The organism is Labrenzia sp. ATLA3 (genome assembly GCF_057180185.1).
Window position 1 is genome coordinate 316,553 of sequence record NZ_JBXUKV010000006.1, and the last position, 12,057, is coordinate 328,609.

10 protein-coding genes and 1 tRNA gene are annotated in these 12,057 nt (G+C 58.9%); 4 read left to right on the plus strand and 7 right to left on the minus strand.

Annotation, left to right across the window (positions count from 1 at the left end; all coding sequences use genetic code 11):
- Nucleotides 1-39: 39 nt before the first annotated feature.
- From AC2A6O_RS18130 to AC2A6O_RS18140, 3 genes are all read right to left on the minus strand, one after another.
- Nucleotides 40-2,208, minus strand: coding sequence for an aq_1923 C-terminal domain (locus AC2A6O_RS18130; protein WP_498929154.1), 2,169 nt, complete (start codon nucleotides 2,206-2,208; stop codon nucleotides 40-42).
- A gap of 148 nt (nucleotides 2,209-2,356) precedes the next feature.
- Nucleotides 2,357-3,499: a tRNA epoxyqueuosine(34) reductase QueG gene (gene queG, locus AC2A6O_RS18135; RefSeq protein WP_498929156.1), complete on the minus strand. Its 1,143-nt coding sequence runs from the start codon at nucleotides 3,497-3,499 to the stop codon at nucleotides 2,357-2,359.
- A 66-nt stretch (nucleotides 3,500-3,565) separates the two neighbouring features.
- Entirely contained in the window at nucleotides 3,566-4,258 is a 693-nt protein-coding gene (locus AC2A6O_RS18140; RefSeq protein ID WP_498929158.1) for a glutathione S-transferase family protein, read from the minus strand.
- A gap of 218 nt (nucleotides 4,259-4,476) precedes the next feature.
- On the opposite strand from AC2A6O_RS18140, the gene AC2A6O_RS18145 reads away from it, so the two are divergent.
- Nucleotides 4,477-5,283, plus strand: a complete 807-nt coding sequence (locus tag AC2A6O_RS18145; RefSeq protein WP_498929160.1) for an undecaprenyl-diphosphate phosphatase — start codon at nucleotides 4,477-4,479, stop codon at nucleotides 5,281-5,283.
- Nucleotides 5,284-5,331: 48 nt separating this feature from the next.
- Here AC2A6O_RS18145 and AC2A6O_RS18150 read toward each other — a convergent pair whose 3' ends face one another.
- Entirely contained in the window at nucleotides 5,332-6,360 is a 1,029-nt protein-coding gene (locus AC2A6O_RS18150; protein WP_498929162.1) for a helix-turn-helix transcriptional regulator, read from the minus strand.
- 150 nt (nucleotides 6,361-6,510) lie between these two features.
- On the opposite strand from AC2A6O_RS18150, the gene AC2A6O_RS18155 reads away from it, so the two are divergent.
- Nucleotides 6,511-6,747, plus strand: coding sequence for a DUF1127 domain-containing protein (locus tag AC2A6O_RS18155; RefSeq protein ID WP_498929164.1), 237 nt, complete (start codon nucleotides 6,511-6,513; stop codon nucleotides 6,745-6,747).
- A gap of 29 nt (nucleotides 6,748-6,776) precedes the next feature.
- Here the strand turns inward: AC2A6O_RS18155 and AC2A6O_RS18160 are convergent, their stop codons facing one another.
- Nucleotides 6,777-8,039, minus strand: coding sequence for an MFS transporter (locus AC2A6O_RS18160; RefSeq protein ID WP_498929165.1), 1,263 nt, complete (start codon nucleotides 8,037-8,039; stop codon nucleotides 6,777-6,779).
- A gap of 233 nt (nucleotides 8,040-8,272) precedes the next feature.
- Nucleotides 8,273-9,247, minus strand: coding sequence for a complex I NDUFA9 subunit family protein (locus AC2A6O_RS18165; RefSeq protein WP_498929168.1), 975 nt, complete (start codon nucleotides 9,245-9,247; stop codon nucleotides 8,273-8,275).
- A 178-nt stretch (nucleotides 9,248-9,425) separates the two neighbouring features.
- Here AC2A6O_RS18165 and AC2A6O_RS18170 point away from each other — a divergent pair.
- A tRNA-Leu gene (locus tag AC2A6O_RS18170) sits at nucleotides 9,426-9,512 on the plus strand.
- Between the two features lie 198 nt (nucleotides 9,513-9,710).
- Entirely contained in the window at nucleotides 9,711-10,898 is a 1,188-nt protein-coding gene (locus tag AC2A6O_RS18175; protein WP_498929170.1) for a tyrosine-type recombinase/integrase, read from the plus strand.
- Nucleotides 10,899-10,964: 66 nt separating this feature from the next.
- Here AC2A6O_RS18175 and AC2A6O_RS18180 read toward each other — a convergent pair whose 3' ends face one another.
- Complete coding sequence (locus tag AC2A6O_RS18180; protein WP_498929172.1) at nucleotides 10,965-11,954, minus strand: exonuclease domain-containing protein; 990 nt, start codon at nucleotides 11,952-11,954, stop codon at nucleotides 10,965-10,967.
- Nucleotides 11,955-12,057 lie beyond the last annotated feature (103 nt).

The window sequence follows — 12,057 nt, forward strand, 5'->3', positions numbered from 1 at the left end:
GCCGCCCTTTTGATTTTTGCATCTATGTGATCAGAGCGATCAGTTCGCGACAACCTTGACTGCCAGCAGATCCGGCAGGGTCTGCGGTGCCGCCAGAGAGCCGAGGATCTGAGCGATCGGAACCGGGTTCTGCGGGGTCAGTGTGATTTTCAGTTCCCCCGGATTGTTGAGGAACTTCGACGCCGCTTCGCTGATCATCTGTGTAAACGCAGCGTTCTGAATGGGCGCTGTCATTTGCGCCGTTTCAGCCACCAACGCTTCCCGGAAGGCGTCTTCCGGAATGTTCTGCGCTTCAGCAACATGGGCGATGCCCTTTTTGGTGAGGCCAGCATCCTTGAAGGTGAACGATGCGTCGACGAATTGTGCGACGACAAGTGCCATCTGTCCCTGGTTTTCCGGATCCTCGAACACGGATTTCGGAACGTTGGCAAGACGGGCGGACAATTCCGCACGGCCAACGCCTTCGACATCCACCATCAGACGCTCCAGGCGCAGTTCCAGCGTTGCCTCGTCCCAGTAAAGGCGGGTTTCGTCGGACCAGACAACTGTTTCCAGACCGAGAGACTCCAGCAGTGCCTGGACGTCCGGGTCATCGACGGCCGCAACGGGCACTTTCAGCCCTTCGGTCTTGGCGTGGAAGCTGGTCGGGATCGGCGGCACCGTGGTGGACAGCGTCATCTCGGCCTTGCCGATTTCGGTCCGGCCAAGGTCCGGAACGGTGACGTCCAGCCCCTCAATCTCGTAGCCGAACGAGCGTGGCAGGAAAGCCCGGGCGACGTCGATGGGATGATCCTGGCCAAAGGCAGGATCGGCCATCAACGTGCTGATCATGGCGCGCATGGGCGTATATTCGGCAAACTCGATATCTCCGATTGCCGCCCAGTCGATCTTGACCGATGCACCCTCCGGCAGATCCGGGGCGTCGAGACCGACCATCATCATTTCGCCGATGCCGTCGGAATTGATCTCCGACATGGCCATTTCCTTGATGGAGACATCTATCGGCTTTTCCGGGCCCGGCGTCGGAACGCTCACTTTGATGCCATTGAGGCGGGCATCGGTAACCCCGAAGGACCGGTAGAACTGGAAGACGCCGGTTATCAGTTCCTCTGGTGCCGGGGTCTGCTTCGTGAACAGACCGTCGAGCAGAGAGAGGATGTTGTTGTCGCGCTTGACGACGGTCAGTTCATCCATCGAGGTTTTGTCGACGGATACGTCAACCGCAAGCCCGTCGCCGAGGTCCTGTTTGGATTTGTAGTCAATCGCGGACGCCGACCCGAGCATGACAACTTCATCGCCGGTTTCCGGAACATCAGGGTCAAACAGGTCAAAGAACGCGGCGGTGTCCATGTCCTTGTAAATCGTTTTGCCCTGGCTGGTGGTCTGGTCCAGCATCTTTCCCGAAGCCGGGTCCAGCGTTTGCAGGGACTGGGTCATGCTGTCGATTGAGTATTCGCCAATCCTGCCGTCTTCGGCATCGACCATACGGTATCCTGCGATCTGCACGGTACCCGATAGAACAAGCGTGTCCTTGTTATCTTCGGTTTCCCGAACCTCGATACTCATCGCCGTATTGTCGAGCTTCAGTTCGTCGTAGGAGGTCAGAAGCGTTGCCTTGACGAACGGAAGCCAGCGGCTGACCTGATGCGCCTCGTCTTCGGCCGGAAGCTCGGGCATGGTGAAGCTGTAGTTGGTGGCGGACATACCGGTCAATCGGCCGTCGATCTTCACCTGGCCCTTGCCTTCCGCGCCTGCGGACAGAGCCATCTCGGAATCGTCCGAATAGACCCAGCTTGCAGCCGTGAAGTCACCATCCTCATGGCTGAGACCGGTAATGGTGACAGTGCCGCTGTTGAGAGAGAGCGAATAGTTGAGTTCGGTCAGCTCGGCAGGTTCGATGTCTGTTGCACCGTCACTATCCGTGACATCTTTTTTTTCGGCCGGGATATCCTCCAGTACACCGCTCATGGTGATGGTGCTGTCGGTCAGGGTCAGCGTGTCGCTGCCTTCGTCATAAGCGACGCTGCCGTTTTCGACCTCGACACCAAGTTTTTTCAACCCTTCGACATAAGCTTCATAGGCAATCTCTCCGGTGTCCTGCGCAAAGGCGGACCCGGAGACCAGCGCAAACGCGGTGCCGAGCATGAACAGCCTGACGCGCGCTCTGGCGGGTTTGGAGGAGAAAACGGAAGCTGACTGTAAATTCAATTTTGTGGCTCCAATAAAATGATCGGAATCGGGCAGTTCGAACAAGGTCGGTCCCGATGGGGTCGGACGTCCCAGTCCTCATCAAGACCTAGGCTATTCGATGACTATGTACCAATCACATGACAAGGTCGAATCGGGAAAAGTCGGATCAGATTTGTGTGTGAAGCCATTCGAAGCGCACGGTTTCGTCGGTTTCAACACGCACTGCAGCGGTTTTGCGGGTCTCAAAATCTTCCTGTGCAGAAAGTTGCCTGAACGCCCAGACTGCGGTGCCGCGAACAAGGGCATCGCTATCCTCCAGCAGCGCTTCCACCTTTTCTAGCAATTCCGTTTCGCCGGAATTGCCTGCGGCGATCAGCACATTACGCAGAAACTTGCCACGGCCGATGCGTTTGATCGGCGATCCGGAAAAAAGCTTGCGGAAGGCCGCATCGTCCAGTGACAGGAGGTCCGTGAGTTTCGGATTGATCAGTTCTTGCCGGGCAATCAGCTTGGCCTCCCGGGCAGCTTCGGCAAACTTGTTCCAGGGGCAGGCGGCCAGGCAATCGTCGCAGCCATAGATCCGGTTGCCGATAGCCTTGCGGAAGGCATGGGGAACAGGACCGGGGTGTTCGATGGTCAGATAGGAAATGCAGCGCCTGGCATCGAGCTGGTAGGGCGCGGGAAAGGCATTTGTCGGGCAACTGTCGAGGCAGGCACGGCAGGAGCCGCAATGATCGCGCTCGCCGCCACTCGGCGGCAGTTCAAGTGTGGTGAAGATTGCACCGAGAAAGAACCAGGAGCCAAGCTCGCGGGACACCAGGTTGGTGTGTTTGCCCTGCCAGCCAAGCCCGGCAGCTTCCCCAAGCGGTTTTTCCATCACCGGAGCGGTGTCGACAAACACTTTCACGTCTCCGCCGGACCGGGAAACGAGGAAGCTGGCCAGCTCCTTCAAGCGCCCCTTGATGACATCGTGATAGTCGCGGTGCCGCGCATAGACGGAAATCCCGCCGGTGGTCCTGTCGGCAAGATGGGCGAGGGGATGTTCGTGCGGAGCGTCGCCGGGGCCGTAATTCATCGCCAGCATGATGACCGAGCGAACCTCCGGCCACAGCGCCTGCGGTGATGTCCGGCGGTCCGCGGTTTCCGCCATCCAGCTCATGCTGCCTTCATATCCCTTGTCCAGGAACGTCTGCAGGCGCTCGCCGGCCTGGGGGATGCTGTCGGCAGCAGCAATCCTCACGCCGTCGAAACCGAGGGCATGGGCCTTTTCTTCAAACGCGGTCAGAAGCTTTTGGGTCTTCAGGTCCAAGGCCTTTGGCTGCTCTTTGGAACAACGGATCGTCAACCGGCGCCGGTCGAACGTGGACAGAATGTCTCAGAAATCGAGATCCGCATAGGTTTGTGCGGCGGGCATGCCCAAAACCTTCTCGCCAAGGAGCGGGCGCATCGACGGCCGCGATTTGACCCGCGCATACCAGCTCTTGATGTCTTCCTCATCGCCCCAGGGCACTTCGCCCAGATAGTCGGCGCAGGAAAGCGAGGCAGCCAGGGCAAAATCGGCGAAGGTCAACCTGTCGCCGGCAACCCAGCGGCGCGAGGCGACCAGATAGCCAAAATATTTGAGGTGATGGTGGATGTTCGCCCTGGCAACGCGCAGGGCTGACGAATCCGGTTCACCGCCGCCGGTGGATTTGGGCATGATCTGCTTGTAGATGCGTTCGCGCACCAGATGGCCGATGACTTCCTGATCGAATTTGCCGAGGCTCCATTCGACCAGACGCCTCGTTTCAGCGCGGGCATCGGGATGATCCGGCATCAGCCGGCGGTCGGCAACCGCATAGCCACGAGTCTCATCCAGATATTCCATGATTGGCCCGGCGCCGCAGATTGCAGGGCCTTCGTTTTCCACGATCACCGGCACGGTGCCTGCCGCGTTCAGCACCAGGAGCGCCCGGGGACGTTCCCACGGGTTCACGAGCTGCTCCTCGAAGGCGGCGCCATATTCGCTCAAGATGAGCCGAATGAACCGTGAAGATGGTGAGAACGGATGATGGTAGAGCGTCAGCATGAAGGGGTTAAGAGCCTGAACTGTGGCAACACTACGTCGAAGCGGTTGCCAAATGATGCAACCGTCTAAACGGAGAGTTTGACCCGAATATGGTTATCAAGGGTTTGACGTCGCGACGTCGCTTCGTCAAATAAGCGGCGGCTCGGGCAACGTCCTGAGTCGTGACACATACTTGGTCAGGCTGCTTTTCATCAAGCCATTTGGAGACAAGATACACTATGGACGGTCAAACGATTGTTAACGCTCTGATTTTGGGGATCGTCGAAGGTTTGACCGAGTTCATTCCCGTCTCCTCTACCGGTCATATTCTGCTGCTCGGCCACTTTCTGGGCTTCAACAGCACGGGAAAAACCTTTGAGGTTCTGATCCAGCTCGGGGCCATACTGGCCATTCTGTCGGTCTATTTCGGTCGTCTGTGGACATTGTTCATAACCTTGCCGAGCGATCCGTCCAGCCGGCGTTTCGTCGCCGGTATCCTGATTGCCTTTCTGCCGGCCGCCGTTATCGGTGTTCTGCTGCATGGCTTCATCAAGGAAGTGCTGTTCGAAACGCCGTCGCTGATCTGCGCGACGCTGCTGCTCGGCGGCATCGTCCTTCTCTGGATCGACCGTCTGCCGCTGAAGCCCCGCTACACCAACGTGATGGATTACCCGCTGTCGCTGTGCCTGAAGATCGGCTTTTGCCAGTGCCTTGCCATGGTTCCCGGCGTCTCGCGCTCCGGCGCGACCATTGCCGGCGCACTGCTGATGGGCACCGACAAGCGCTCGGCAGCCGAATTCTCTTTCTTTCTGGCAATGCCGACCATGGCCGGTGCCTTCGCCTACGACCTGTACAAGAACCGCAACGTCCTCTCCATGGATGACGCCATGCTGATCGTCATCGGCTTTGTCGCGTCTTTCATCGCGGGCGTCTTCGTGGTCAAGGGCCTGCTCGACTTCGTCTCCAAACACGGCTTCGCCCCCTTTGCGTGGTGGCGCATCTTCGTCGGCATTGCCGGGTTTGTCGGGCTTTATTTTCTGGGTTGAGGCTGCTCTTTCACAGTCCGGAATGACGGAGCGGGGAAGGGCCTTGTCTCAGGCCGAGCGGTCAAGCTGGCCCTTCGCCGTGTAGAGCCCGGCAAGCGCCTCCAGTTCGCTCGCGAGCTCCTGCCGAAGCTCCTCGGGGGCGAGCAGTTCCGCCCCCGGACCAAGCCAGCGCACCAGCGGAAGGATGCGTGTGCGCTCCGTGGATGGAATGCTGACCAGGATCCGGCCTTCTCCGGCCGGTGTGAAGATGGCGTGGCGGTAGTACCAGTCAGCGCTCAGTTTCTTCGCCTGTGCCGCCGTAATGAGGATTTTGGCAATCGTTTCTTCCTGCTCCCAGCGGCGCATGGCCTGGGACAGCCAGGCCCCGCCGAGCAGGCTCTTGATGGAGAAGGTCTTGTCGGGACGGAAGAACAGTCCACTGATTTCCAGAGCCCGCACCCGGTCTGCCCGGTAAACCTTCAGCGTGTCCGTATCGACGCACCGGCCGGCCAGGTACCACAGGTCGCGGTCGAACATGACACCATGGGGTTCGACATCGTGCGCCTTGACGGTGTTTCGTGCGGGATTGACGTGTTCGAAGCGGACCCGCTTGCCGTCCAGGATCCCGGCCATGAAGCCATCCAGAGCCTTTTGCCAGTCGCAGGTCGGTTCCGCCTTGGTGCCGGAATGAAAGATGTCGGGCGGGATCGGTTCAATGCCGACGATCCTGTCCGCCTCCTTCAGCAGCCCGTGAACCGTTTTCGGTAGGGACGCCACCAGCTTTTTTTCCGCCGCCGCCAGATCGTCTGCCAAAGGCACTGTGCGGCTGGAGCGCACCAGCGCCATCGCCGCCAGAAGGGCTGCGGTCTCATTGCGGGTCAACGCCACCGGTGGCTGAAGATAACCGCTGGCGAGCCGGTAGCCACCTTCGGCGCCGCGCTCCGCGTCCACCGGTACGCCGAGGGCGATCAGCCGGTCGATGTCGCGATAGATCGTGCGAAGCGAAACGTGAAACCGTTCGGCAAGCACGGTTGCCGGGACGAGTTTGCCACCGGTCAGCAGCAGCAGGATGCCGAGTGCGCGTTCAATCGGGTTCATGGGAATTCGGGCTCAGTGAGATCGGAACAAAAAAAATCATAACCTGAGAACAGAACAGGATCAAACATGACTCACTGCTGTCAGGATTGGTTTGTCATTCTCGCCTTGTCCCCAGGAAGGAACGGGCGTTCCGCCCACAGGAGAAGTGAGATGAGCCTTGAGATTGAAACCATTTTCCGCAGCCGGGCAAATAGCCGCGGTGCTCTGTTTTCTGCCCTTCGTGTTTTGGCCGCAGAGTTCCGGACTTACCTTCGCCGCCGGGAAACTCACCGCGCTCTTTCTCGCCTGAGCGATAGCGAGTTGAGAGACATCGGCCTGCAACGTACCGAACTCGGCTACATCGAGTTGCAGGACGACCGGTTAAAGGTGGGGCCGCGGCATGGATAAACAGTTCCGGCGGCTGGCAAGGTCTCCTGTCAGCCGCCGGTTCCGCGCATCAATGCCTTCATCTCCGGCTTGTTCCACGCAAAGAACATCACCACAAGCGCGGTGAGCGCCGCGATGATCACGCCATAGAATGGCAGATCCAGATCAAGGCCGATCAATTCCCCACCCAGCAGCGAGATCACGCCCGCCACCAGCGTGAAGACGGCGATGGTCACGCCCATGACCCATCCCTGTTCCTCGTCTCCGACGGCTGCCGAATAAAGTCCGAGAAACGTCGGGTAGGCGATGCCGAAGGCAAAGTAGAAACAGAACACCGGCACATAGGTCAGGATTGCGTTGGGCGACGCTATGAAAGCCGCTGCCGACAGCGCCCAGACCGTAAGGGTCATTCCCAGAAGGGCTTCCTTGCTGAACCGCTTTTGCGCCGGCACCACCAGAAAGGTGCTTGAAAAGGCGAGGGCTATGCCGATGGTCAGCATCACCATCGATCCGCCAAGCGTGCCGTAGCCGAAGCGGCTGGTCAGGTAGTTGTCGACGAAGATGTAGAACGACAGGTTGGCGACATGGAAGAAGAAGAAAACCACTGTCAGCCGCATCACCGTCGGATATTTCCGGATACGCCATAGAAGTTCGAAAATGTCCAAAGGCTGAAACACGAATTTCTGCCGCTCCACCTCGGCGTCATGGGCATCCCGGAACGACAACACCACCAGCAGAACAGCAATGAGAACCAGCACGAAACAGGCGTAAAAGGGGAGCTTGATACTGGCGAGATCGCCGATCAGGACCGGATCGGACAGAACGCCACCAAGCAGCGGCCCGCCAACCAGCCCGAAGCTGACACCTGTGATGATGTAGCCCATGTTGCGGTTGCGGTCCTCGTCATCCGTGCTGCCGTCGATCATCGCAGCCTGCGCGATCGGCTGGTTGCCGGCGGTCAGCCCGGTAATCGCGCGGCCCAGGATCAAGAGCACGAAGCTGTTGAGATGAAGGGCCGCGATGGTGAGTGCATAACCGCCGAGCGCGCCGAATAGGCAGATGAGGATCGCATTCTTGCGGCCGATGACGTCTGACAATTTGGAAATGTAGGGTGCACCGAAAAACCAGCACAGGAAGAAGATGCCGATAACGAGGCCATAATCGAAATGGCGCATCGCCTCGCTGGTGGACTGTGGCAGCATCGACGTCGAAGGCTCCATCACCAGGGAATTGATGATTGGAAACACCAGTCCCTGGCCGAGCAGGTCGACAAAGACAACAAAAAGCAACGTGACCTTGGCAAGAACTGACATCTTCGCCTCCCGTCGGCTTTCACGGTAGGCGAAGGATCTGGATGCGGCAATGAAAAGCTGTGATCTGCGGGAAAGGCCCGGTGAAAGCTGCTGCCTGCGGAATGGGTGTTGTACCCGTTGATCAGATCACTCATCGTGTGGAGTGCGCATACCTGTCTCAAGCCGGGAAAGTTTCCTTCCCAAACAAAACGGGCCCCGAAGGGCCCGTCGAAGACGTCATCTGCAAAAAGGCGTTAGGCCGGGCGGTGCGCGTCGTACTGGCCGTGTTCGCGGTAGCGTTCCAGGTAGGTCGGCAGAACGGCGGCCACCGTTGCCGGCTTGATGCCGATGCCTTCCAGGGTGCGGCCATCGGATTTAGCCGCGTCGGACACCACATTGTCGGTTTTCAGCAGCTCGACCTGATCTGCCGTGAACGGCGCATAGGGGAAGAGCTGGAACAGCTTGCCCATGGCCGAAGAGACCGGGAAGGGAATCGGCAAGAGAACGCGGTTGCGCCGGGTGACGTCCAGAACGTCTTCCAGGCATGCCTTGAAGCTCTTCACTTCAGGTCCACCGAGTTCATAAGTGGTGCCGCCGGCAAGATGGCCATCGACGGAGCGGGCAACCGCCTCGGCAACATCGCAAACGTAGACCGGCTGGAATTTCGTCTCTCCGCCGCCAAGCAGCGGCAGCACCGGCGAGAAGCGGGCCATGTCGGCAAACTTGTTGAAGAATTCGTCTTCCGGGCCGAACACGATGGACGGCCGCAGGATCACGCTGTCCGGCAGCGTTTCCAGAACACCGGCTTCGCCGATGGCCTTGGACCGGGCATAAGCGGACGAGCTGTGCGCGTCAGCGCCAATCGCCGACACATGCGTGATGCGATCGAGTCCGGCGGCCCGGGCGGCTTCCGCGATTGCCCGCGGACCGAAACCCTGAACCGCGTCGAAGGACTGTTTGCCGCTCGGGGCCAGAATGCCGACGGCATTGACCACCGCATCGGCACCGATCACCGCCCGGTCGACAGACCAGCGATAGCGCAGGTTTGCCTGAACAGGCATGATCTGGCCAACAGCGCCTAGCGGCTGCAGATGTGTTGCCAGATCAGGACGGCGGACGGCCGCGCGCACGCGGTAACCGCGCTGGGCGAGCGCCTGAACGATGTGACGGCCAAGAAACCCCGATCCGCCGAAAACCGTGACGAGTTTGCCGTTAAGTGCTGTGGACATCCTGAAAATGCCTTCTGTCGCGTCCAAAAGGAGAGGCGGCCTGGAAAATGACCGGCTCAGTCTGGGAGTTTATTAGCCCTTTGCCGCGGGTCTGTGAAGGGCTGGTTGTGAATGAATGAAAAAAGTCACATAGAGTGATTGACAAGCCCCGGAACCACCCTTACAAGCCCCCCTCACAGCCCAGGTGGCGGAATTGGTAGACGCACTAGCTTCAGGTGCTAGCGCTCGCAAGGGCGTGGAGGTTCGAGTCCTCTCCTGGGCACCAAATTCTGGTTTCAGACAGACTACCAAAGTCTGAAACACTCAAAAAAAGCTCCGGTTTTCCGGGGCTTTTTTTGATTCTGGTGTCCGGCGTTATCCGATGGGGGTTGTTGGTATCCGATGCATTTGTTGGTACCATTCCCCTGAAAAGACCAACAAGCTTGGAGTTCGTGTTGGTCTTTTTGGAAATGCGAGACCAAACATGCCACTGACCGATGCCCAGATTCGCCGGCTGAAAGCGCCGGAAAAAGAGAAAAAGCTGAGCGATAGCGAAGGCTTGTATCTCCTGCTGAAGCCATCGGGCGGACGCTTGTGGCGTATGGCCTACAGGTTCGCCGGCAAGCAGAAGGCTTTGGCGCTGGGCCAGTACCCGCATGTTGGTCTCTCGGAAGCGCGGCGCAAAAGGGATGCTGCAAAGGCTCTGATCGCCAGAGGGATCGATCCATCTCAGGAAGCGAAGGTGGAAAAGGCCGAGGCCACACTCTCGAACGGGAACACGTTCAACCTCATTGCCGACGAGCTTCTGGAGAAGATGGAACGGGAAGGCCTGGCCAAGACCACGCTGACCAAGCGGCGCTGGCTTCTGGACATGGTGAGGGCAGATCTCGGAAAGCGTCCAATCAGGGACATTACGGCCTCTGAGATCCTCGTCCCCTTGCGCAAGGTGGAGGCGCGGGGCAACTACGAAACAGCCCGCCGGCTGCGTGCGACTGTTGGTCAGGTCTTTCGCTATGCAATCGCAACGGCGCGTGCGGAAAACGATCCGACCTTCGGCCTCAAGGGCGCGCTGACGACGCCCAAGGTGGTCCACAGGGCAGCAATCACTGACTGGCAGCGCCTGTCAGGCCTCAAACGCTGTATCTGGGAATACGAAGGCTCCTACGAGACCCGCGCCGCGCTAAAGTTGATGGCGCTTCTCTATCCGCGGCCCGGTGAGCTGAGGCTCGCCGACTGGGCTGAATTTGATCTGAAAAAGGCCACGTGGACGATCCCGGCGCCCCGGACCAAGATGCGCAGGGAGCATAAGAAGCCCCTGCCTGGCTCAGCGGTCGAAATCCTGCAGGACCTGCACCAGCTGACCGGCCATAGGCCGCTCGTCTTCCCGTCCGTTTCATCTCCCAAGCGGCCCATCAGCGAAAACACCATGAACGCCGCCTTGAGGCGTATGGGCTTCACCAAGGAAGAAATGACCTCTCACGGATTCCGGGCGACGGCGTCGACCTTGCTCAACGAGAGCGGCAAGTGGAACCCGGACGCGATCGAGGCAGAGCTTGGGCATGTCGGCGCAGACGAGGTCCGCCGTGCCTATCATCGTGCGGCCTACTGGGATGAGCGTGTACAGATGGGGGAATGGTGGGCGGAGCAAGTCGCAGCAGTGGGAGGTCTATAATGGCGAGTGAGCAAAATTGTTCAGATCCAAGCGTGTCTGAGTATTGGCCGCAAATCGTAGCTTACGTCAGTGTCCGATTTCCGGGGAGTAGCTCACTTCATGGTCTCGAAGCAGCTTGGCGCGTGCCCTCAGTTCAGTAAGATCTGGGGAGGAAGAGCGCAGCGTTGGTGGAGCTTCATCGGTAGCCCACAGCACTGGCGCGGCATTCATCTTGAGACTGCGAACCGGTTTCGGACTACGTTCTAGAGTAGTCTTCAGCTCTGTGTCCGTCAGCTGAAGCAGCTCTTGCGGGTCGTTGGTCAGGTCGAGAACCAAAAGCTCGGATGTATTTTCCGGGTTTGGACCGATTGGAGCGACATACCAGGAATAAGGGCGACCGAAGTAGAATTCCGTCATCGCGAACAGTTCATGCACGGCAAGGAACTCGGAGACTGACGGCTTTCGGGACAGTTGAAGGGCGCGCTGCCAAAGAGCCGGAATCTTTTCGGCAAGCAGGCGGGACATGTGAATGGTCGCCTCGACGTCGGCCATGGCATCGTGGGCGTTGTCGTGCGAAAAGCCGTTCGCCGGGGCGAGCCTATCCAGTTTAAAGCTCGGCCTTCCGTTATCGCCGTTAGGAATGTTGAAGGCATCGGGCTCTACCAGGGCAGCCGCTTGCAGCAGCTGCAGGGTGTCGGTTCTGCCGTTCCCGTGATTGTTTGTCAGGTAGGGCTCCGAAAGTGTTTTGTAGAAGGCTTGTCGAAGCAGGGTTTCATCAAATCCAAGGGAGTTGTGCCCAATAAAAACCGCTGGTGACCATTCCAGCAGCTTGTTCCTGATTTGCCGGACCATCTGGTAGTGACTTGGCAGAGTAGGATCATCGAGTTGCTCGGCCGTGACGCCTGTTACACGCATGGCGCCAGGTGCGGGGACAACGTGCGGCAAGATCCGGCAGCGCATCTCGAAGCGCTCCAGTTCCTGGAAAGCCTCATCCGTGCGGATCGCGCCAAACTGCAGGATCTGATCGAACGCAGTGTTGGTTCCTGTCGTTTCGGTATCGTAGAACACGTACGTCATCGTCAGATCCTGATCTGGAGCCGGCTCTAAGCAAACTGATACTGCCAGCTATCGGGTCAACGAGCCATTGCAGTGGCAACGCAATAGGCGATGATCGTTGGCA

Coding starts and splice junctions, on each gene's coding strand:
- AC2A6O_RS18140 (WP_498929158.1), bottom strand. CDS start 4,258: ATGCTGACGCTCTACCATCATCCGTTCTCACCATCTTCACGGTTCATT.
- AC2A6O_RS18145 (WP_498929160.1), top strand. CDS start 4,477: ATGGACGGTCAAACGATTGTTAACGCTCTGATTTTGGGGATCGTCGAA.
- AC2A6O_RS18150 (WP_498929162.1), bottom strand. CDS start 6,360: ATGAACCCGATTGAACGCGCACTCGGCATCCTGCTGCTGCTGACCGGT.
- AC2A6O_RS18155 (WP_498929164.1), top strand. CDS start 6,511: ATGAGCCTTGAGATTGAAACCATTTTCCGCAGCCGGGCAAATAGCCGC.
- AC2A6O_RS18160 (WP_498929165.1), bottom strand. CDS start 8,039: ATGTCAGTTCTTGCCAAGGTCACGTTGCTTTTTGTTGTCTTTGTCGAC.
- AC2A6O_RS18165 (WP_498929168.1), bottom strand. CDS start 9,247: ATGTCCACAGCACTTAACGGCAAACTCGTCACGGTTTTCGGCGGATCG.
- AC2A6O_RS18175 (WP_498929170.1), top strand. CDS start 9,711: ATGCCACTGACCGATGCCCAGATTCGCCGGCTGAAAGCGCCGGAAAAA.
- AC2A6O_RS18180 (WP_498929172.1), bottom strand. CDS start 11,954: ATGACGTACGTGTTCTACGATACCGAAACGACAGGAACCAACACTGCG.